Genomic DNA, 20,635 nt, shown 5'->3' on the forward strand with positions numbered 1-20,635 from the left:
CTTATAAAAAAATATCCAATATGAAGCATCAAGCAGTAGAAGGTTTTTCGAAATTATCGAAAGAAGGAAAAATTGAATGGGTTGTCAATGAATATTTGAATGGTGATGAATCTGCCATCAAAGTATTGAAACAATATTGGAATGATGATGCAGATTTACAAAAACTGCACGACGAATTTTCAGAAAATACAGTTTCTAATTTCTATATGCCGTTTGGTTTAGCGCCAAACTTTTTAATCAATGACGAATTATACGCTATTCCAATGGCAGTTGAAGAGTCGTCTGTTGTTGCTGCGGCTTCTAAGGCTGCGAAGTTTTGGCAAACTCGTGGTGGTTTCAAAACAGCTATTTTATCAACAACAAAATTAGGTCACGTTCATTTTATGTACGAAGGTGACAAAGAAAAGTTGCAAAATACATTTGAAACGACGATTAAAAATCAATTAATCGAAACGACAAATGATATCACTAAAAATATGCGCGCGCGCGGTGGTGGAATTTTAGATTTAGAGCTAATTGATAAAACAGCAGATTTAGCGAATTACTATCAAATAAAAGCTTCTTTCGAAACGATGGATTCGATGGGTGCGAACTTCATCAATTCTTGTTTAGAGCAATTTGCCAAAACATTACGAAACGAAATCGAGGCTGATTCTACTTTTACAGATGACGAAAAAGATTCAGTTCAAATCGTGATGTGTATTTTATCGAATTATACGCCAGATTGTATTGTTCGTGCAGAAGTTTCTTGTCCTGTTGAGCAATTAGCAGAAGGGAATGTAACCTCAGAAGAATTTGTAGAGAAGTTTTCTCGTGCGGTTCGAATTGCAGAAATAGAGCCTTATCGTGCAACAACTCACAACAAAGGAATTATGAACGGAATTGATGCTGTTGTCATTGCAACAGGCAACGATTTTCGTGCTGTAGAGGCTTGTGCGCATACATATGCCGCAAAAGATGGTCAATATTCTTCATTAACACATTGCGAAGTAAAAGACGGAGTTTTCCGTTTTTGGATTGATTTACCAACTGCTCTTGGAACAATTGGTGGACTGACAGCTTTACATCCATTAGTAAAATTAGCGATGGGAATTCTTGGAAAACCAAATGCTAAAGAATTGATGGGATTTGTTGCTGTTGCTGGATTAGCGCAAAACTTTGGTGCGTTGCGTTCTTTGGTTACAACTGGAATTCAGAAAGGTCACATGAAAATGCACTTGATGAATATCTTGAATCAATTGGAAGCAACAGAGGAAGAAAAGAAATATTTTGTCAATTATTTCAAAGATAAAACGGTTTCTCATCACAATGTCATCGAAGAGTTTTGCAGATTACGTGGTGTAGAAAATGTAGAAGACATCAAAAAAGATAAATAAAATTACTCATATTCAATTACTTATTAAAATATATTTATGATAAAGAATAGAATATCATTCCTTTTTATATTTTTTTCAATTTTATTATATTCTCAAGATAAAAGATGTTTTGAAAATTATAATCAAGATATTAAAAATTTATTAAAGGATAATAATGCAAAACAAGCTATGATTACTTTTAATAATATGGTAATGGCTTGTGAGGATAATTTGAAGAAGATTGATAAACTTCAAAAGGAAATTGCAAAAAAAGGAAACTATGAGATTCTATCTAAAGATAACATATACGCATTTAACGAGTTACATAAATATGAATTTGAAAATAAAGAAATTCGAAAACCAAGATTAGAACTCTTATTTAAGAAGAGAGAAACTTCTCCTCCTGAGTTAGAGTATTATTATCCAAAAGAAATAATAGATAAAAAAGACGAATTAAAATTAGATTTTGTAAAATATATTTATGGAGAAAAATATCTTCTTGCAAAAAAAAATAATAAATATGGGATTTTTGATTTAGAGTTCAACGAAATATTACCTATTGAATATGATAGATTTAACCCAAAAGATATTTTAATTATAACGAAAGATGGAAAAGAAAGTATTTTCGATTTTGAATCTAAGAAAATCATATTTCCTTTTTATAAAGAAGTAGAATCTGTATCCCATAAATCTTCTTCTAACGCAAAAAGGTTTGTTAAAATTTACAAAACAAATAATTCTAATGCAGGATTGTTTTATCTAGACGGATCAATATTAATAGATTTTCCAGAAGAAGGAATGAATCAAAATATAATTATAAACGAAGATGCTAAAGTTATACTTGTTGATAGAGATAATACAGATGTTATTTATGATTTTAACAGAAATATTATCGCGTCAGATTTTCATTTTTGGAGATATGATGGAGCTAAAGATACATTTATTATAAAAAATAATGAAGGAGAAATGGGAGTCATCAATAGCAAAGGAAAGATGATTATTCCATTTTCTTCTGCAAAAATTTCAAATTGGGGTGATTTTTTTAACATCGATGAAGTTGGAAAAAAAGGAATTAAAGATCAAAAAAATAATTATATAATTCCAGCTATTTATGATAATATTAGCTTCCCTGTTTATGACACCTTTATAGTTGAGCAAAATGATAAATATGGTTTATTAAATAAGTACAACCAAATTATCATTCCTATAGAATATGATTATATAAAAAAAGCTAACGATGACTACCTTCTATTTTTCGTATCTAAAAATAAAAAAGTAGGTATGTTTAATATTAAAGGAAAAGAGGTAATTCCTACTATTTATGATAAATATAAGATTTCTAATGATGATAAGAATACATTTGAGTTTGAAAAAGATGGAAAGACATTCAAATTTGTTAATCCCGAAGAATAGTTAATTTATTAAAAATAAATAAGAAATCTTACAAATGCGAATTTGGTCTGTTCATCCGAAATATCTCGATGCAAAAGGAATTGTAGCTCTATGGCGCGAAACGCTCTTGGCAAAAAATGTTTTGGAAGGCAATACAAAAGGTTATAAAAATCATCCGCAATTAATTCGCTTCAAAGCTGTAGAAAAACCGCTTGGAGCGATTAATCAATATTTGGCAGAAGTTTGGGACGAAGCCACAAGACGAGGTTATAACTTTGATCGAAATAAAATTGATTTTGATTTCAAAAGGATTAAAATTGAGGTTACAACAGGTCAAATGCAATATGAATTCAACCATTTATTAAAGAAGTTAGAACAAAGAGATCCTAAGCGATTCAAACAAATTGAAAACCTCAAAATGGTTGATTGCGCTGAGATTTTCGAAGTAAAAGAAGGAGAAATAGAAAAATGGGAGATCATTTCTTAGAAGAATATTTTGCGAAAGCAAAAGAAAAACAACGCGAACACAAAAAGTTTTTGGAGAAGTTGAAGAAAAAACCACCTAAAAACTTGGATCAAAAAATGGAAGAAATTCACGAAGATGTTTTCAATCGTATTGATTGTCTTTCTTGTGCAAATTGTTGCAAAACAACTGGTCCACTTTTTACGCAAAAAGATATTGAGCGTTTGGCACATGTTTTTCGCTTGAAACCAAGTCAGTTTATTGATAAATACTTACGAATTGATGAGGATAACGACTACGTTTTGCAGCAAGTTCCTTGTCCGTTTTTGGATAGCGACAATTATTGTTTGGTTTACGAAGATCGCCCGAAGGCTTGCCGTGAATATCCGCATACAGATCGCAAAAAGTTTTATCAAATTAATCATCTTACCTTAAAAAACACGCTAATTTGTCCTGCAACCTACGAAGTTGTGGAACAAATGCAGAAAGAAATAAAAGTATAAATGGAAACACCTCTAAAAATAATCGCATTTATTATGTTGATATTTCCGACAATTTATCAAGGAATTGCTGGATTTAGGACCAAAGACGCTGCTGTTGTAAAAAAAATTGCTTGGCGCGCCGTTTTGATGCAAATCATGGGAACGCTTTTGGCTTATTTTATCTTCATAAAAATTGGTCAAGACAAACAAGTTGCCATTTATGTTGGCTTTATGTTTTTTACGTCTCTTGCAATTTTAGTGCTAATACAAAACATTCTGATTTACTTAAAAAACAATAGTAATAATTAAAAAACGTCGCTCTGTGAGCGACGTTTTTTAATTTATAATTGAGCTTCTATCATTTTGATTTTATCTGAATCTGAATTAGATTTAGAATATATAAATAATCGTTTTCAAAATCGAATGTGAAATTTTTATGATTTTCATTTTCTATAATTTGCAGCAAATTCGTCAAATCAGCAAACGTATTATTATCATTTAATTTGAATTTAATTCCAGATTTTTCAACATTATTTTTCTGCATTTTCTGGATTAATTCAGCATAATAAACCGCATCAGTTTTATTATAATTCACCTTTATAATTGTTGAATCATATTTATAAATTGGATTTTTCCAATAATTATAAACTATATAAAATGAACTATCTTCTTGTTCATCTAATTTTTGAGGAGTAACGAATACAAAACTTTTTGAAGAAAATTTATTCCTTTCACCAACAATTTTTACAAGACAAAATATAGACAACACAATTAATATTGTCCATCTTATCGCAACATCAGCTTTTATCGTTGACTTTTCGGTACTCATTAAGCCAATAAATTAACGTATTGCTGTGCTTTTTCGGTCAATTTAGTTTTTACCTCATCGTAATTTGAATCAAAAAAACTGCGTAATCTGAACTTTGATTTTTTGGTTTGAATGGTTAGAATTTGATTGCGATTCAAACGAAAAATATCTTCTTCTTCGTACAAATAATAAATTGCTCGATATGGAATTTCATCTTTTTTGAAAATTGTTCTGATTTCGAACGTTTCTTCTTTTAACGTAAATAAGGTCAAATTAAACGTTAAATCATATAAAATTGACATCGACGCAAGCAAAGAAATCATGAAAACGCCAATGCGCAAAAAAGGTTCGTCTATCCAAAAATTTCCTCCAAACCAAAAAGCTTTGACAAACGTAAAGTTAACCATCATTAATAATAGAAAAATGATGACGAGAAGAAGTGTTTGCCAACTAAGTTTAGATTTTACCATTTGTTTGGATTTGTACTAATTTACAATTTTTTTGAACAGATTTAGAAAATTTTTCTACAAATAAAAAACCTCAGATAAATCTGAGGTTCATTATATTTTAAAAATGTTATGTTATAAAATTTCAACACTAAAACTATGATTGAGATATTTTTTATATACCAAGATTTATGCCAAACTGAATCATTTTACGATTATCGAATGTGTTATCTTTAAAATAATTGTTCAAATCTTTTCTTACAAAGACATCAATCAATCCTAAACCAATTGTTATTTCAGCTCCGTAGATAAAATTATTCACATTATAATTTCCACGTTCTTTGTTGCGAACACCATCTCCTTTGTAAATATTATTCGATGACAACAACGTTCCTCCATACATATACGCTGCGATATAGTGTTTTCCTTGCGGACGATATGCAAAATCTTCGGTAATATTTTTGACTTTCGAAAAGTTGTATTTAAATCCAACCGGAACCATAAAATAAGCCGAACGCAATTTCGATTTGTCTAACGATTTATCACTTTTTACCAAGCCAACATTTCCATTTTCGTCACGATTAAAGCGCATATCATCGTCGATGCGATACGTTCTCCACGAAAATAACCCTCCTGCCAAAAAGTTAACAGGACTTGTTAACGATAATTGTCTTTCATACATTAAACCTACTGTTAAATTGCTCGAAAACTTCTCGTGTTTGTTCAATTCTTCGTCTTTTTTTCCTGTAAACGCCATGTATCCAAAAGAAGCATAACCGTTAATTTGATTCGCAATTCGGTAACGTTTCGTCACATCTTGTTTCGTTTTTGGCGTAATTGGGTCTTCACCATTCATAATCGAAAATGCAACTTGTTGTTTGATGATATCATCTAAATTGAAATTTACCTCCTGAATACGATCATTTATCGTTCCCGAATACACGCTCGCAATCGCTTCTTTCTTCGCTGTAGCCTCAGAAGCATTCAGTTTTCCTTCTGTTAATTCTTTGTCAACTGCCGCAATTTTCTTTTCCATTGCAGATTTTTCTTCCTGAACAATTTGACGAATCACTAACGTAAATTCGCTGATGCGATCTTTTACAATTGGACTGATTTTTTCGTCATTTTTATCATTCAAATCAAATGTAAATTTTTGAGCATATAATGATGTAGCTGATAAGCATAATAATCCTGCTACGATAAGTTTTTTTATCATAATCTTGCTAATTTAGGGATATTAATGTTTTATTTGAAGCCGATAGAAACCACGCGCGATTGGTTTGACTCCTTTAGATTTTCTTTATTTTCGATCGAATACAACAACATATTTGGATCCACAAAATTCTTCTTCTTTTTGTTCACTTTTACAGAATCTAATGTTGTGTTAGCTGCAATATTTTTCTTTGGTTGAGCTTCTGATTTTAAATCTTCTTTCTTCTCTACAGTAGCTTCTTTCTTCGTTGGAAAAGCCATTTCAACTTGTTGAGATTCTTCGTTTATTGCCACTTGAACTTTACCATGTTGAATTGGTTTCTTCTCTTCTTGTGTCTGAATTTCAACTTCTTTTTTAGAGGAATCAATCTTTTCATTATTCGCTAAAATCGATTCTGAAGAATGAACTGTATTAGAATCTGATTGAATTTGTTGCGGATTATTTTGTTCCTGATGATTTACAAATTCTTTTGGTTGATCATCTTTCGATTGATTCGAGAATAAATAAATTGATGTAGAAACCGTAAATAACGCCACAACCGCAGCAGACAACCACCATTTAAAATTTGATTTTTGTGGTGATGGAGCGACATCCATACGAGCTTGAATTCTGTCCCACGCATCATGAGAAGGATTCAATTCACGATTTTCTAAATCGTCTTTTATATAGTTTGATATTTTATCGTTGTTTTTCATTTGTCATTTTCTTTTTACTTAGAACAATTTCTTTCAGTTTTGCCTTTGCACGAAACAATTGCGTTTTGCTAGTCGATACCGAAATATTCAGCATTTCTGAAATTTCTTGATGCGAATAATCTTCGAGAATATGAAGATTAAACACCAATCGATAAGGTTCTGAAAGTTGATCTAACATGTCTTGCACATTAAAATTTAACCACGTTTCCTCTACTTCTTCATCCGCTTCATCATAATTAGAAACTCTTACATCATCAACATAAATCAATGTTTTATTTGCACGTAAAAAAGTTAAACATTCGTTGACCATAATTCGACGCATCCATCCCTCGAAACTTCCTTTATTTTGAAATTTCTCGATATGATTAAAGACTTTACAAAAACCATTAATCATACAATCTTCTGCATAATGCATGTCTTCGATGTAGCTTCTACAAACGCTCAACATCTTTTTGGAGCTTTGTTCGTAGAGTTCTTTTTGCGCCAAAGCATCGTTCTTTTTTAGTCGATCGACTAAAATTTCTTCTTTACTTTTTCGATTTAGTACAAATAATTTCACGTGTGTTAATTGCTTTCTTACTTAATAGACTCAAGGTTTGTAAAAAGGTTACAGAAAATTAAACATTTTTTTTGAAATGATTTGATATAGAACGAAAAAAGCTCGCAATTAGCGAGCTTTTTAATCATATTTATCTAAAATAAATTATTTCTGAAACGAATCTTTATTCAATTCGTATAATATTTTAAGACCTTTTATCGTGTGTAGACGATCATCAATATCAATTTTATCTGTCAACGATTTGTAAACACCGCCAACTCCACCTGTCGAAATCACATAACATTGTTCACCTTCTTCAGCATTGATACGATCAATCATTCCTTCGACCATACTCAAAAAACCATAAACCATTCCTGATTGCATGCAAGATTCTGTATCAGACCCTAAAACAGTTTTAGGTGCTTTCAGTTCGACTGTTGGTAATTGAGCCGTTTCTCCTACCAACGAATTTAAGGCAGTAATAATTCCGGGAGCAATCACTACTCCACCAACATTTGCCGATTCGTCAATCCCTAAAAAAGTTAGCGCAGTTCCAAAATCAATGACAATTTTTTTACCTTGATAATTTTGATAATGCGCAGCTACCGCATTCGCATATAAATCTGTTCCCATTTGGTTTGACTTATGCTTGATTGCTGATGGCGTATTACGATCTACAACCATTGGTTTGAACTTGTGAATTTTTTGTAAAGCAATCTTAACGCTTGCTGTAAGTGGTGGCACAACCGAACCAATCACAATATCTGTAATATCGTCTTTCTCAATTCCGAAAGGCTCGTACATGTTCGAGAATTTTGCAAAAAATTCGTATTCGGTACGATAAGGTTTTGAATTGATTGTCCATGTAATAATCTCCGTTTCACTTTTGAAAACCGCGAAACGAAGATTAGTATTTCCAATATTTACTGCTAATAACATTATTTTGTAAATACGTTATTTTTATCATTTACATCTGCCAAACGTTTTGTTGGATCGATGGTAACTTGTTTAATTTCTTTTGAAACTTTAACGTCATATGTAGGTTTTGTCCAGAACCAATCTTCTAAAATTGTTCTTTTAGCACCTTGATATTCCACTAAATTTTCTGCTGGTTTTTCTCCGCGCATTTCACGTAAAGGAATGTAAAATAATTCTCTAGAACCATCTGTATATTCAACCAATAAATCAATCGGCATTGCAAAATCTGATTTATTAGCAATTGTAATTGTATTTCCGTTTACAGCTTCTACAGCGTAATCAATTTTGCGTGTTGTATTGATAAATAAATTGAAATACCATTTAAGATTAATTCCAGAAACTTCTTCTGCCACACGTTTGAAATCGTTTCCAGAAGGATGTTTGAATTTCCATTGTTTATAGAATTCTAAAAATGTTTTGTTCAAATTATCATTCCCAATAATATAACCCAATTGAATCGCTAAAACTTGACCTTTGTAATAAGCTTCCAAAGAATATGCATAGTTGGTGTTGTAATAATCTGCCAATAAACTTGCAGGTTCTTCTTTTCCAGAAAGTGCTAAACTAATATATCCTTTGTAAGCATCTGGATTTGGATTAGAAGGCATTACTTTTAATTTATCTACAACATTAAGGTGTGCCATTTGCTCTACATATGATGTAAAACCTTCGTCGAACCATTCGTTGTACGTTTCATTGATTCCAAATAATTGTTGGTACCAAGAGTGCGCTGCTTCGTGGAAAATTGTACCGATTAAACTATTTAAATTACTTCCTCCAGCAATTAAAGTTGCAGTACCATATTCCATACCACCGTCACCACCTTGAATAATTGAATACGTTTTCCAAGGATATTCACCAAAATGTTCAGAATTATAATCGAAGAAACCTAATGCATAAGGCATCGCTTGCCTCCACGCAGAAGATTTATCATTATCTTGGTAAACTAAATAAACATCTACGCCATGTTTAGATTTTTCGTGCTCCACAATAAATTCTTTATCTGCAGCCCAAACAAAATCGTGAATATTTTCAGCTTTGAAATTCCAAGCTACTTTACCATTTTTTGCTTTGATTGTAGGATTTTTTACATAACCTTTTACATTATTTGGATTTTGTAATTCTCCTGATGCTCCCACAACATAATCTTTATCGATGTTAATTGTAACATCAAAATTACCAAAAGGAGCAAAAAATTCGCGACCAACATATTCATCTAAATGCCAACCTTCTGGATCGAATTCTGCCATTTTTGGATACCATTGCGCCATAGAAAATTCTACACCATCTTTGGAGTTACGTCCAGAACGACGAATTTGTTCAGGAACTTGCGCATTCCAAACCATATCGAAAGTAGAAGTTTGTCCTTCTGCAATTGGCTTTGCTAACGTAACTTCTAAGATTGTTCCATCAACTTTATAAGAAACAGCTTTACCATCTTGCTTAAGAGAAGTCACTTTTTGATAACCGATTTGATCTGGTTTTAATTCAGAAATACGGCTAACATATTTAGGATTTTCTTTTGTTCCAACATTCGTTGCCATTCTTTTATCAGGATCTGGAATGTTTTGCAAACGATTATCCATCATACTTCCTGGTTGAAAAGCATTAAAATACAAATGAAAATAAACTTTATTCAGGCTTTGTCCTGAATTGTTCGTGTATTTCAATTGCATTTTTCCATCGTATTGATATGCTTTTTCTTTCATATCAACATCAATCTTATAATCTACCTTTTGTTGCCAATATCCTTTGCGTTGCGCAAAAGCAAATTGTACCAAACAAAGGCAAATTAGTAAAGTAAATTTTCTCATTTCTAACTAATCATTAAACTTTAATCTCTCAAAAATACAAAAAAGCTTGAAACAAGTCAGTTTTGTTTCAAGCTTTTGGGTTTTTATACTTTTTAAAAATTGATTAGTTTACTTATTATTAAAAAAACGAATAAAAATATATGCAAATAAAAAACAGAGGATTATTCCAAAAATCAATAAATAAAATCCAAACTGAATACCTTTAGTTGTTTTTTCATTCTTTTTTTGATCAGAATTAAATGTTGATTTTTGATTAATCAATTTTTCCTGCTCTAAGTTTACTGTATGCTCATAAATTGTATCCAATGAATTTTTATAAATATTAGACTTTACATCTTTCAATTTATTTTGGTTAAATGATACTTTTCCTTTTCCTGTGATATTAAATTCTGTTTTTTCAGAATTTCTATTAACTAAAATACTTAAATTATCACTTTGACTTCCATCATATTGAATAAACAATTCATTAAAATCATTTTCAATTTTATTGTACTCTTCTATTTTTTCTGTTTTTGATTGAATCGTTTTTAGTTCTGAAATAGAATCGAATTTTATTAAGTTTTCTGTCTCAATTTTTACATTCTTAATCTCTTTTACTTTTTGTTTTGTGGCACAAGCTAAGAATAAAAAAAATATACTAAGAAAAATACAAAATTGCTTCATCCTTACGTCTTTTTGTTAAACCATTCAATACAACTCCTCCTGCCCGATTCCATTTAATAAACTCATCTGCAATTGATTTATCATTTGGATTTTTGTTTACTTTTTTCAACAAAGTGGAGTGAGATAAATTTGTTGCACCAAGATTATATGTAAATGATACTAATGCATCAAATTGAGATTGGTTGATTGGTTTTGTCACTAATAATGCAACTTGATTTTCGTATACTTTTAGCATTTGTACTAATAATTCTGATGCTTCTTTTTCTGTCAAAGATTTGTCTTTCATAGTTACTTTTACCTTGTTAGGATAATATGTTGCACCATAACCAATAGTAGGAATACCAATTGGATCGAGATATGGTTTTGGGTAAAAACCTTCATATTTTTTTATAAGCATTAAGCCTTTTTTTCCTATATTCATTTTTTTATTTTTTAAAATGAGTTATCCTGCATGTGTAATTTTACACATGTTTTTAAATTGATTTTAAATACTATTTTAAATGTTTATTTTTCTGTGAAGTTGAACAACTTCTTGCCGAAAATTCGGAACAAGCTCTGCAACCATTTACACTGTTAGATCCAATTTACCATCGATATCATTTTCAATTATATAAAATTTTAAAACTTCATATGAGATTGCATTCAAACCATCAAATACATCCATTATGTAATCAAAAGCAGGGACTAATATAAATTCTCCTTTTTCATCTAGGAGTAGTTTAAAATCTGCATCTCGTTGTTGAATCATTTCGCTATTATTGATATACCAGTCATAAGATGTTTGATTTTTAAATAAATGTGAAACATCTACACCATCACGAGTGTATGAGATGAAATAATTGACATAAAATTGCTAGTAATTACCTCCATCAATATGCGCTTGCATTACATTAACTGTACGTTCTATATCTTCAAATCCTACTTCCTTCAGATTTGAAATTTGCTGTTTTAAAAGTATTCTTCCTTTCACGTTGTCCATTGGTAGTAGTTTTATTTATGGCCTATTTTGAATATTCTTGACATATTTAGTCGCGATATTTAGATTTAGATTACCCCCTACTAAATTTCCTTGATTTCTATAAACTTTTAAACCTAAATCACCTTTTAAAGCATTAGTTGTAACTATTTGTAATTTGTTTTTTTGAAAGAAATACATTGTACAAATATTACCTTTGAACATAAAATATATTGTATCTACAATGGGCATCCCTGCTATCCCTGCTCCTGTGTTTGAAGGTAAAAAATCAATAGCAGTAGATTGATATGTATTAACTACATGAAATCCTACTTCTACATTAGTAGTTAATAACGGCTGGTCATTAACACCAATAAATCCTATATAATAATTGGATTGAATATTATAATTAATATTATGTGTTGATGCGCCTGAGAATTCTATTGCTATCATGCAACCTTGTTCTTTCTCAATTTCTGATACTAATACAGATGAATGCACTGTTAAGTCCTGGCTCACAGATCCTGTCATATTAATACTATTTGCTGTTGTAGCCATATTTTCAGGCATCGCATCATTTGAAACTTTCAAATTCTCCCATGTTAAATTGACTGGCGAACTAATTAAATTTTGAGCAATTTCTAGAGTAACATTATTAACTATATTATTAATACCATTGTTCTCAATTAAAATCTCCCAATTTCCATCCGTCCAATCTGAAAACAATTCACTAATAACTAACACTTGTGCATTAGTTTGTTGTGTTTGAAAATTAGTTATTTGCCTAACTTCTTGTGTAGATTGATGGCGAAATTTTAATATAGTGGTGGCAGGATTTAAAAATAAATTGATACCAATGATGGTAACATATTGATTATAATTTTTCGTTTTATCAATAATAGGCGGATTAACAAAATCTACGCGAGCTTGTCCAACACTATAAGTTTCTGTACTTTTTCTACTAGCTAATCTAAAAGCTTCTTTTTGTGCATCACTACTTTTTGCCATTACATTAGTCAAAGCATTTAATCCTACTTTTGCAACATTTCCGTTACTGTCAATTCCTAACAAATTGTTATACGTAGCATCTGCTGATTTATCTAATAATCCTGAAAAACGTTGAGATGAATGAGACCAGTTTGTAGGTAATGGAAAATTAGATATTTTATTCTCTATAAATTCTTTTGTAGTTAAAGCTTTAGAATTATTTTCTATATCAACATTGTTTACTGTAGGTGCTGTGACAAGACCATTCCAGAATACAGAAAGCCCATCTTTTCTTATAAAATCATCTTGATTCTGACCATACCAAGTACCTACACCAACATTAAACATTCTAGCATTTGATACATAATCTGAAGGAGGAAGAGAAGTATCTTGAACAGTTCCATATACACCTACTAAAGTCTCACCATAAGTTACTGCTTGATTTCTTGAACCACTAACTAATTGGTTAATTCCTTGCGATACATTTAGTGCTCCTCCTAAAATTACACTACAATTTGCATTACTTGTAATTTTATTTTGAGAGCCACTTAAAATTGCATTAAGTGCATTATAATAATTCTTATTATTAGCATTAGCTTCTCCAACTACACTACTACTATTACTACCTAATATGACACTAAACATACTGTTGGTAATTTCATTACCTTCACCAGCAAATATTCCATTTGAATACTTACCTTTATTAGCAGAACCTCTATCTTCACGAATAACACTTCTGTAACTAATTATATGATTTGTTTGACCTTGTGAATAATTAATAGAACCTGCTACTATGGAACCATTACCCATAGCAGAATTTTTATATCCTACTGTAAAACTATTCATACCATTAGCACCCCAAGAAAATCTATCTGGTTCAAATGTATTAGCTGATGTAGTATAACTTAAGTCTAAAGCATTTTGACCTAATGTACCATAAAATGAAGGGTTGTCTTTTCTATATTTTAAAGACCATCCAGTACCATTTTTTACAAACTCTTCTTCTATTTTTATGTTACCATTTTCATCAGGGTCTTGGTTGTTTATAGTTTTTACTTTACCTATCTGATCTATTGAAATATTTGCAGAATATCCTTCTGTATCAATACCTACTAAATAAGGGTATTCATCTGTAGTACCTTCATAACTTGGTTTGTTTAATTTAGTTTGATTTGAATTATAAATCGATTGATTAAACTGAGCTTGTTTAGAGTCGCTTGTTAAACCAAAATCTACATATTCATTGGTTAAAGAAATTGCTTGATCGTCAAACTGTAAATTATCTACATCCAATTTCTTTTTCCATTGTTCAACATTTTCTACGGATAATGAGTTTGCATCATTCGTTGCATATTGATTATGATAATGCACAATAGGAGCTTTTCCATCCACAGCTTCTCCCAATCCATCAATTGTACTAATTGGTAGTTTTTCTCCTTTGTGCCAATAGCTATCCATCCAAGCCCAAAACTGAGCTTGAGTAGGTTTTAATTTGCTTTTGAACCAATTTTTTAAAGTATTTTTTTCTGTATACTTATATTCTGGTTGTTGATTTTCTATATTTGCCATATTTTATAAGTTAGGTTCCATTTTTCTATGCTCATATCTTAATTTTTAAAAATGAGTTTATCCTGTACGTGTAATTTTACACATGCTTTAAATTGATCTAAATGCTATTTAAATTGTTATTTTTCTATAAAGAAGAAATTGAACCGAAAATCCGATGACTAAGTAATAACAGGAACTGTTTTAAATTAATTTTACAAATAGTTTGTATTCTCTTCATCAAATCATGATCTCTCACATATAATACTTTGTGTGCAGGATTATCATTTATAATTTCATCAGTAAGTTATGTTACTACTGAGGATTATTGTATTTTTTACTCCATGGTTAAATATTATATTTATAACCTTGTACATTAAAACTTATTCTTGAACCAAAATAACTACCATTCATTAGTGCTGTTAAATAAATACCTGTAGCAGATAAAGGGATTTCAGTTTCTTCGAAGTTTGAACCTAATAAAGTAGTTATCACTCCATTCTGGCTAAATATTGTAAAATTGAATGTATAAACAGATTGCTCTGATACATCTAAACCAGTCTGTAAACTATTTAATAATTTGATAGTCTTTCCATTACTATTCATATAGGGACCTCCAAAAATACCTGCAACAGTATCACGAATAAGCACATCTTTATTTATGTCAGAAGTAACTATACCAATAATATCTTTTTTATTAGTTAAGTGTTGTTGTGCATAAGCATTATTAGCATAAACTTGTGCAGTAAACTCTAAATATAAATTTTCTGATATTTCAGCTATTTTACTAGATGTAGTTTTTATACTATATTCAGCATCACCTGTAGCACCTAAACCATAATATTCATAACCTGAATAATTCATATTTAGGTCAACATTATTACCTTGTGCAATTATATCAAAAGTAGCTCCTTCTCTTAAAGTTGTAGTTGCTGTTGTATAAGTTGTAGAAGATAAATCTAAAGGTACAATATCACTAACAAATCTCATAAATTTAGTAGTAGTGTAATTTACAACACCATTATAAATTTTAAATTTTATTCTTTCATATGCCTGAGCAATATTGTAAAAGTTGTAATCAAAAGATAGAAAATAACCGCTCGGATTAAGTTGTATCTCAGAACTATTTACTGTACCTAATACATTATTTAATTCATCTAATATTTCTATTTTATTATTATCTGTAAGGTTCAAATTAGCACCTTTTAAAATTACTTTACTTATAAGATTTTTACCTTTATCTATAACTAAAGGTAAAATGGCATTAACATTCATTGTCTTTGTAGTATAACCTCCATTCAATTTAGAAGCTAAACTATTTTTTTGCATATCAGTCCAATTATCTACATTAGTTATCAAAGCACTATATATATCATCTGCATAAGCTAGCTCTTTAGTTACTGAATCTCTTACAATAAACTCTGATGCTGTTGCTACTTTACTTTTGTTTGGTATAGCAGTAAATTTGTGAGAAGCATTTGTCCAATTTGTTGGTAAAGAAAAATTAGATATTTTATTATCTACGAATTCTTTTGTTGTAAGAGCCTTTGTATTAGCTTCTATAAGTGAATTGGTTACTGTTGGAAGGGTTACAAGACCATTTCTATAAACATTAAATCCGTCTCTTCTTATATCTACTCCATTACTTTCTCCATATCCAACACCTATTCCAAAAATTCTACTTTCGAAGTCAAGAGTATTACCATCGAATCTTGTTTTATCTTGAATAGTTGCTCTTGTTCCAAATAAAACTTCATTTACTGAAACTGCTTCGTTTTTATAACCATGAACAAATTGATATCTTCCTGATATAACATTACTACTGCCGCCAATTTGAGAAAAAGCTGGATATACTAATTTACCAGGATTTTCATTTAAAGATATTTTATTATTCTGACCTGTTATAAAATTAGAATAAGGTTTCAAAATACCTAAATTTGTATTATCTTGATTTCCTGTTATATTTACTTGAATGTCATTATTAGTACCCGCAACAAAAGTTCTATCTAAATTAGATATGGTATTCCAATCACCTATAATGGTAGATAAATTGGAATCAACTATCGTATTCATCTGTCCACTTAAAATGGAAGAATTATTGTTTCCAGAAGCAACTGTTCTAGTGACTGAATTATTCATACCTAATACAACTGAACCTTGAGTACCTGCTGTATTACTATAACCTAAAGTAATAGCCCCTCCACCTTTAGCTACAAGGTTAGTACCTATTAATACTTGTGAAAGATTACCATCTGAACCATATTCTTTATCTGTTTTATTAGTTATAGAAAAGTCAAAAGCAGACTCTCCAAGCGACCAAGTTTTACCTGTTAAGTCAAAATATTTTCCAGTAGATTCTTCTTTACCTTTTATAGCATAACCATAAGATTTTTTTAATACTTCTGTATTTACTGTTATATTACCATTCTCATCAGGTTCTTGATTATTTACCGTTTTCAACTTACCTACCTGATCTATGGAAATATTTGCAGAATATCCTTCTGCATCAATACCTACTAAATAAGGATATTCTTCTGTAGTTCCTTCATAACTTGGTTTGTTTAATTTGGTTTGATTTGCATTATAAATCGACTGATTAAACTGAGCTTGTTTAGAATCATTGGTTAATCCAAAATCTGCATATTCATTGGTTAAAGAAATTGCTTGATCATCAAACTGTAAATTATCAACATCCAATTTCTGTTTCCATTGTTCTACATTTTCGCTTGATAATGAATTTGCATCGTTCGTTGCATATTGATCATGATAATGCACAATAGGTGCTTTACCATCTACTGCTTCTCCCAATCCATCAATTGTACTAATTGGTAATTTTTCTCCTTTATGCCAATAACTATCCATCCAAGCCCAAAATTGAGCTTGAGTGGGTTTTAATTTGCTTTTGAACCAATTTTTTAAAGTACTTTTTTCTGTATACTTATATTCTGGTTGTGTGTTATTGTCTAGCGCCATTATCTTATCCTTTATACATTATTTTTGCTAATACATAGTATGGAGGTCTGTTTTCATGTGCTTGATTTCCCCCAATTTCATTCATAGAAAGATTAAATGTTCCTCCTCCAGAACTTGTCGTTTGGCTATTTTGATTAGTAGTTAATGGATTATCATCAGACTTTGTTTGATAACCACGTCCTTTTACTGCTAATTGATAAGTATGAGTATGATCTGGAATACTAACTGTTCCAAGTGGGGTATGCTTTGGCATTTGTTGAGTTGTTAACATAACTTCTTTTGCTCCACCAGTTTTTCCTATTGTATTGTATTCTGCATTGCGGTTATCATATCCTACGACAAACATTCCTCGTAAATCTGGTGTACCATTTGTTCCATCACATAAAACCCAACCATAAGGAATTTGGTTAATATCTCCATAATAATCCTGAATAAATCCTGGATGTACTAAACGATTTCCTATCTCTTTTAAAGAAAATGGACGATGAAAATCTGACCATCTGTAATTTATATTCCCTGCACTTTCTCCAAATGTTGCATAACGTGTGCGGTAAACAGATTTTTCTTTAGTCTCTTCATAAAAAAGCCTGCTTTTAACTTCTTCTCCAATGATAACAAATTGTGTAGGAGTTCCTCCACGAAACTCGATAACCTCTCCATTTATGTAAACTATACCGTTAGATATTTGGTTTCCTATTTGGTCACAACCACTAATAATTGCTAAGGGAGCTATAATATTTCCTAAAGAATTGAAAATATTGTAAGCTGTTTGCATAGCATCTAGTGTATCTGTTTCTAGAGGAAATCCTCCTGTTTGTTGAAAATCTATTTTATTCATATTCTTTGAATATTGTCTGTTAATTGAAATCTTTTAGGAAGATTAATAATATTATATCTCGTTCCTGCTAATTTGTAAAAGTTAATTTGTGCATTCAAATCATCTTCATTTGCTCCTACCTTATTCATATCTATTGTAAAATCAGAGCCTGTATCCGCAAAATCATTACTTGATCTTATGTAAATAATACCTAGATTTATTGGCTTTTTTTCTCCATGAGTATAGATATACTCTCTAGAATATTTTTCACCTTCTATAATTTTTATTTTTCTCTCTGTCGAATCATAAATGTCATTTAACCTTTTTTCGAAGTAACATTTTTGCCAATTATGATCTAATCTTTTATGATCTTCAGTTCTATATTTATTAAAATCATCATATAACTTAGACAAAGGATTAACAGCTGCTCTCAAAAAACCTATTAAACGAGAATTTCTAAGAAAAGTAGGAAGCAGTAATACTATTAGTTTATTAAAATCTATATTATACCGCATATTTAATAATTGATTTATAATCGATTGATTCTTCTGATTTATCAAATGTTATTTTGAAATATCCACTTGCAGGTGTCTTTCTTACTTTAAAGTTTATAAGTCCTCCGTATGAACGAGTATTTGCATCAATCCAAGAACTATTAGCAGCCTCTATATCAACTAATTTTACTCCATCTATTTTTTCTAACTTATTTGATAAGTCTTGAAGTCTTAACTCTCCGTCAAAAGGGAGTTCTCTCATAAATTCTTTTAGAGCTTCGTTTACAGGATACTCTCCTTCAAATCCTCCTTGACTATCTAATACAAGAGGATCTCTATAGATTGTAATTATCAATTGTAATAAATCTGGTAAAGAATTGATGATACGATAGGGAATACCAACTCCTTTTACTTCTTTAGTATAAGCTTCTACTGCTTTTATAACATCTTGGTCTGTAATTGGAGACAATTCCTTATCTTCATTTTCTGTAGCAATTTTTATCAAAACTTCCTTTTGACTGTCACTTTCGCTTACTGCGCAATATTTGATAATTTTAGATCTCTCTATCTGATCTTCTGTTAACCCAGTGTTATCATAAATATCCGTTTCAGGTTTTAGATAAATATCTTTTCCTATTGCTTTACCATATTGAAAGTTGAGGTATAACTGTCTAATCCATTCTAACCGATGTGTTTTTTGTGTTTTTATTTTTTCATCAATCTCTTTTCGATGTGTTGTAAATAATTGCGCTAAAAGATCAAGACTATATGCCATTACATAAAACATTTGTCCCCAAATAGAAGTTTTAGAATTACTAGTTAATCCTCTTAAAGAACTATTATTTTCTTTAGCTGCAATCATTTCATTTTTATAGCTTTCTACACTCATAATTTATTGTATTTCAAAGTCAATTTGTATTGCCCAATAATCGATACCTGATGGTAATTCAATTATTTCTAAGGTCTCTAACTGTATAGCTGTTGCTGGTTTTAAGTTTTCTAATTGATAATATTCTACAGTTAAGCGTTCACCAAAATCTAAGTCATTCGGAATTTCTAAAATCTGTCCAGCTATAATATCATCTGTTACAGATAAATTATTAAGTTCTGCTAACTGAAATGCTCCTTTGGAGGTTCCGAATAGATAGATAGAAACATCCAGTAAGGTTTGATTATGTAAGACTTTTATTTGCATTTTTTGTTAATCTTTCTAATTCTACTACTCTTTTACGTAATTCAGTATTCTCAGTCTGTAGCATTTCTATTTTCCTATTGAGGATTGTCACTTCTTCTCTCAGTACTTTTTCTTTCGAATTCATTAATGCTTCATAATCTTGATATTTCTTCTCATAACGATTGCGTAAATCATCAAGCATTTCTTTATAATAATTTGACATTCGTATTTCATTGTCTATTTCTGTAGTCTGAGCTTCTGCATTTGATTTTCTTCTTCCGAAAATCCATCCAAAAAAAGCGCTGCCTCCAACACTGATTAATCCTGTTATTGTTATGAGTATCTCATTCATTAAATTATAATTTTTGTTTTTTCAATACCTTCTGTTGTATCAATTGTAGGATTTAAGTAATTATCATATTCAAGTTGGATACTCAGTTCTCTTGCAAATTGGTATTCAGATATCGATGTTTTTACATAATTTATAGCTCCAAATCCTAGTAAGGGAAACTCTTTAAACTCTCCTTTCTGAGCAATAAAAATATCTCCTACATGTTGCTGATCACTTTCTCCTAAATCAAAATCTCCTAATTTGTTAATTACTAAATCGTTTTGTTCATTTCTTAAAAAATCTTTCATTATTCAATTTTTCCTGTTCCTGTAAATGGTCCTTGATTAGATGTTCCTGTAATTTGAATAGTTGCTGATAATAAATAGCTTTCAATAGCTAATGCTAATTTCTGAGCATAAATTCTTTTTCCTGATTCGTAATCTTCAGATCTAATCATTTCATCTTGAATTGCAATTATATTTTGCACAAACTGTTCTTTATTTAAAGCCATA

At 30.4% G+C, this 20,635-nt stretch carries 25 protein-coding genes; 5 read left to right on the top strand and 20 right to left on the bottom strand.

Annotated features, from left to right (window positions below; translation table 11 throughout):
• Positions 1 to 20: 20 nt before the first annotated feature.
• From B4A23_RS15940 to B4A23_RS15960, 5 genes are read left to right on the top strand one after another with little or no spacing between them, the layout of a single operon-like run.
• A complete protein-coding gene (locus B4A23_RS15940) occupies positions 21 to 1,376 on the top strand; it encodes a hydroxymethylglutaryl-CoA reductase, degradative (RefSeq protein ID WP_291121357.1) in 1,356 nt (451 codons plus the stop codon).
• Positions 1,377 to 1,412: 36 nt separating this feature from the next.
• Positions 1,413 to 2,768, top strand: a complete 1,356-nt coding sequence (locus B4A23_RS15945) for a WG repeat-containing protein (protein ID WP_291121359.1) — start codon at positions 1,413 to 1,415, stop codon at positions 2,766 to 2,768.
• 34 nt (positions 2,769 to 2,802) lie between these two features.
• Complete coding sequence (locus B4A23_RS15950; RefSeq protein WP_291121361.1) at positions 2,803 to 3,234, top strand: pyrimidine dimer DNA glycosylase/endonuclease V; 432 nt, start codon at positions 2,803 to 2,805, stop codon at positions 3,232 to 3,234.
• Positions 3,216 to 3,713 (top strand): YkgJ family cysteine cluster protein, encoded by a 498-nt coding sequence (locus tag B4A23_RS15955; RefSeq protein ID WP_291121363.1) that lies wholly within the window; start codon positions 3,216 to 3,218, stop codon positions 3,711 to 3,713. Before B4A23_RS15950 ends, B4A23_RS15955 begins: the two co-directional genes overlap by 19 nt.
• Positions 3,714 to 4,001: a hypothetical protein gene (locus B4A23_RS15960; RefSeq protein ID WP_280061879.1), complete on the top strand. Its 288-nt coding sequence runs from the start codon at positions 3,714 to 3,716 to the stop codon at positions 3,999 to 4,001. It abuts the gene before it with no gap.
• A 49-nt stretch (positions 4,002 to 4,050) separates the two neighbouring features.
• Here the strand turns inward: B4A23_RS15960 and B4A23_RS15965 are convergent, their stop codons facing one another.
• From B4A23_RS15965 to B4A23_RS16060, 20 genes are all read right to left on the bottom strand, one after another.
• Positions 4,051 to 4,521, bottom strand: a complete 471-nt coding sequence (locus B4A23_RS15965) for a hypothetical protein (protein ID WP_291121365.1) — start codon at positions 4,519 to 4,521, stop codon at positions 4,051 to 4,053.
• Entirely contained in the window at positions 4,521 to 4,970 is a 450-nt protein-coding gene (locus B4A23_RS15970) for a hypothetical protein (protein WP_219034524.1), read from the bottom strand. Before B4A23_RS15970 ends, B4A23_RS15965 begins: the two co-directional genes overlap by 1 nt.
• Before the next feature lie 151 nt (positions 4,971 to 5,121).
• Complete coding sequence (locus B4A23_RS15975; RefSeq protein WP_291121367.1) at positions 5,122 to 6,162, bottom strand: PorT family protein; 1,041 nt, start codon at positions 6,160 to 6,162, stop codon at positions 5,122 to 5,124.
• 29 nt (positions 6,163 to 6,191) lie between these two features.
• On the bottom strand, positions 6,192 to 6,854 hold the full coding sequence (locus tag B4A23_RS15980; RefSeq protein ID WP_291121369.1) for a hypothetical protein: 663 nt from the start codon (positions 6,852 to 6,854) through the stop codon (positions 6,192 to 6,194).
• Positions 6,838 to 7,413: an RNA polymerase sigma factor gene (locus tag B4A23_RS15985; protein ID WP_286486871.1), complete on the bottom strand. Its 576-nt coding sequence runs from the start codon at positions 7,411 to 7,413 to the stop codon at positions 6,838 to 6,840. Before B4A23_RS15985 ends, B4A23_RS15980 begins: the two co-directional genes overlap by 17 nt.
• 144 nt (positions 7,414 to 7,557) lie before the next feature.
• Positions 7,558 to 8,331, bottom strand: a complete 774-nt coding sequence (locus tag B4A23_RS15990) for a type III pantothenate kinase (protein ID WP_286477316.1) — start codon at positions 8,329 to 8,331, stop codon at positions 7,558 to 7,560.
• Positions 8,331 to 10,184, bottom strand: a complete 1,854-nt coding sequence (locus B4A23_RS15995; RefSeq protein WP_291121371.1) for a M1 family metallopeptidase — start codon at positions 10,182 to 10,184, stop codon at positions 8,331 to 8,333. The genes B4A23_RS15990 and B4A23_RS15995 overlap by 1 nt, the downstream gene beginning before the upstream one ends.
• Before the next feature lie 108 nt (positions 10,185 to 10,292).
• Positions 10,293 to 10,847, bottom strand: coding sequence for a hypothetical protein (locus B4A23_RS16000; RefSeq protein WP_291121373.1), 555 nt, complete (start codon positions 10,845 to 10,847; stop codon positions 10,293 to 10,295).
• Entirely contained in the window at positions 10,822 to 11,268 is a 447-nt protein-coding gene (locus tag B4A23_RS16005) for a lysozyme (RefSeq protein ID WP_291121375.1), read from the bottom strand. The genes B4A23_RS16000 and B4A23_RS16005 overlap by 26 nt, the downstream gene beginning before the upstream one ends.
• Before the next feature lie 144 nt (positions 11,269 to 11,412).
• Positions 11,413 to 11,595, bottom strand: coding sequence for a hypothetical protein (locus B4A23_RS16010; RefSeq protein ID WP_291121377.1), 183 nt, complete (start codon positions 11,593 to 11,595; stop codon positions 11,413 to 11,415).
• 105 nt (positions 11,596 to 11,700) lie between these two features.
• Positions 11,701 to 11,826 (bottom strand): hypothetical protein, encoded by a 126-nt coding sequence (locus tag B4A23_RS16015; RefSeq protein ID WP_291121378.1) that lies wholly within the window; start codon positions 11,824 to 11,826, stop codon positions 11,701 to 11,703.
• Positions 11,827 to 11,841: 15 nt separating this feature from the next.
• Complete coding sequence (locus tag B4A23_RS16020; RefSeq protein ID WP_291121380.1) at positions 11,842 to 14,358, bottom strand: hypothetical protein; 2,517 nt, start codon at positions 14,356 to 14,358, stop codon at positions 11,842 to 11,844.
• Between the two features lie 324 nt (positions 14,359 to 14,682).
• Entirely contained in the window at positions 14,683 to 17,307 is a 2,625-nt protein-coding gene (locus tag B4A23_RS16025; RefSeq protein WP_291121382.1) for a hypothetical protein, read from the bottom strand.
• Positions 17,308 to 17,311: 4 nt separating this feature from the next.
• On the bottom strand, positions 17,312 to 18,145 hold the full coding sequence (locus B4A23_RS16030) for a phage baseplate protein (protein WP_291121384.1): 834 nt from the start codon (positions 18,143 to 18,145) through the stop codon (positions 17,312 to 17,314).
• The gene (locus B4A23_RS16035; RefSeq protein ID WP_291121385.1) at positions 18,142 to 18,639 is read right to left on the bottom strand and encodes a hypothetical protein; all 498 of its coding nucleotides are present in this window, start codon (positions 18,637 to 18,639) and stop codon (positions 18,142 to 18,144) included. The genes B4A23_RS16030 and B4A23_RS16035 overlap by 4 nt, the downstream gene beginning before the upstream one ends.
• Positions 18,629 to 19,507 carry a hypothetical protein gene (locus tag B4A23_RS16040; protein WP_291121387.1) on the bottom strand — a complete coding sequence of 293 codons (879 nt, stop codon included), beginning with the start codon at positions 19,505 to 19,507 and terminating at the stop codon, positions 18,629 to 18,631. Before B4A23_RS16040 ends, B4A23_RS16035 begins: the two co-directional genes overlap by 11 nt.
• 3 nt (positions 19,508 to 19,510) lie before the next feature.
• Positions 19,511 to 19,813, bottom strand: a complete 303-nt coding sequence (locus tag B4A23_RS16045) for a hypothetical protein (RefSeq protein ID WP_291121389.1) — start codon at positions 19,811 to 19,813, stop codon at positions 19,511 to 19,513.
• On the bottom strand, positions 19,791 to 20,144 hold the full coding sequence (locus B4A23_RS16050) for a hypothetical protein (protein WP_291121390.1): 354 nt from the start codon (positions 20,142 to 20,144) through the stop codon (positions 19,791 to 19,793). Before B4A23_RS16050 ends, B4A23_RS16045 begins: the two co-directional genes overlap by 23 nt.
• Entirely contained in the window at positions 20,144 to 20,431 is a 288-nt protein-coding gene (locus B4A23_RS16055; protein WP_291121392.1) for an oxidase, read from the bottom strand. Before B4A23_RS16055 ends, B4A23_RS16050 begins: the two co-directional genes overlap by 1 nt.
• Positions 20,431 to 20,634, bottom strand: a complete 204-nt coding sequence (locus B4A23_RS16060) for a hypothetical protein (protein ID WP_291121394.1) — start codon at positions 20,632 to 20,634, stop codon at positions 20,431 to 20,433. The genes B4A23_RS16055 and B4A23_RS16060 overlap by 1 nt, the downstream gene beginning before the upstream one ends.
• Position 20,635: the final 1 nt, after the last annotated feature.

The sequence above is a fragment of the Empedobacter sp. UBA7248 genome (assembly GCF_002472945.1).
Lineage (GTDB): Bacteria > Bacteroidota > Bacteroidia > Flavobacteriales > Weeksellaceae > Empedobacter > Empedobacter falsenii_C.

Coding starts and splice junctions, on each gene's coding strand:
- B4A23_RS15940 (WP_291121357.1), top strand. CDS start 21: ATGAAGCATCAAGCAGTAGAAGGTTTTTCGAAATTATCGAAAGAAGGA.
- B4A23_RS15945 (WP_291121359.1), top strand. CDS start 1,413: ATGATAAAGAATAGAATATCATTCCTTTTTATATTTTTTTCAATTTTA.
- B4A23_RS15950 (WP_291121361.1), top strand. CDS start 2,803: ATGCGAATTTGGTCTGTTCATCCGAAATATCTCGATGCAAAAGGAATT.
- B4A23_RS15955 (WP_291121363.1), top strand. CDS start 3,216: ATGGGAGATCATTTCTTAGAAGAATATTTTGCGAAAGCAAAAGAAAAA.
- B4A23_RS15960 (WP_280061879.1), top strand. CDS start 3,714: ATGGAAACACCTCTAAAAATAATCGCATTTATTATGTTGATATTTCCG.
- B4A23_RS15965 (WP_291121365.1), bottom strand. CDS start 4,521: ATGAGTACCGAAAAGTCAACGATAAAAGCTGATGTTGCGATAAGATGG.
- B4A23_RS15970 (WP_219034524.1), bottom strand. CDS start 4,970: ATGGTAAAATCTAAACTTAGTTGGCAAACACTTCTTCTCGTCATCATT.
- B4A23_RS15975 (WP_291121367.1), bottom strand. CDS start 6,162: ATGATAAAAAAACTTATCGTAGCAGGATTATTATGCTTATCAGCTACA.
- B4A23_RS15980 (WP_291121369.1), bottom strand. CDS start 6,854: ATGAAAAACAACGATAAAATATCAAACTATATAAAAGACGATTTAGAA.
- B4A23_RS15990 (WP_286477316.1), bottom strand. CDS start 8,331: ATGTTATTAGCAGTAAATATTGGAAATACTAATCTTCGTTTCGCGGTT.
- B4A23_RS15995 (WP_291121371.1), bottom strand. CDS start 10,184: ATGAGAAAATTTACTTTACTAATTTGCCTTTGTTTGGTACAATTTGCT.
- B4A23_RS16000 (WP_291121373.1), bottom strand. CDS start 10,847: ATGAAGCAATTTTGTATTTTTCTTAGTATATTTTTTTTATTCTTAGCT.
- B4A23_RS16005 (WP_291121375.1), bottom strand. CDS start 11,268: ATGAATATAGGAAAAAAAGGCTTAATGCTTATAAAAAAATATGAAGGT.
- B4A23_RS16010 (WP_291121377.1), bottom strand. CDS start 11,595: ATGATTCAACAACGAGATGCAGATTTTAAACTACTCCTAGATGAAAAA.
- B4A23_RS16015 (WP_291121378.1), bottom strand. CDS start 11,826: ATGGACAACGTGAAAGGAAGAATACTTTTAAAACAGCAAATTTCAAAT.
- B4A23_RS16020 (WP_291121380.1), bottom strand. CDS start 14,358: ATGGCAAATATAGAAAATCAACAACCAGAATATAAGTATACAGAAAAA.
- B4A23_RS16025 (WP_291121382.1), bottom strand. CDS start 17,307: ATGGCGCTAGACAATAACACACAACCAGAATATAAGTATACAGAAAAA.
- B4A23_RS16030 (WP_291121384.1), bottom strand. CDS start 18,145: ATGAATAAAATAGATTTTCAACAAACAGGAGGATTTCCTCTAGAAACA.
- B4A23_RS16035 (WP_291121385.1), bottom strand. CDS start 18,639: ATGCGGTATAATATAGATTTTAATAAACTAATAGTATTACTGCTTCCT.
- B4A23_RS16040 (WP_291121387.1), bottom strand. CDS start 19,507: ATGAGTGTAGAAAGCTATAAAAATGAAATGATTGCAGCTAAAGAAAAT.
- B4A23_RS16045 (WP_291121389.1), bottom strand. CDS start 19,813: ATGCAAATAAAAGTCTTACATAATCAAACCTTACTGGATGTTTCTATC.
- B4A23_RS16050 (WP_291121390.1), bottom strand. CDS start 20,144: ATGAATGAGATACTCATAACAATAACAGGATTAATCAGTGTTGGAGGC.
- B4A23_RS16055 (WP_291121392.1), bottom strand. CDS start 20,431: ATGAAAGATTTTTTAAGAAATGAACAAAACGATTTAGTAATTAACAAA.
- B4A23_RS16060 (WP_291121394.1), bottom strand. CDS start 20,634: ATGGCTTTAAATAAAGAACAGTTTGTGCAAAATATAATTGCAATTCAA.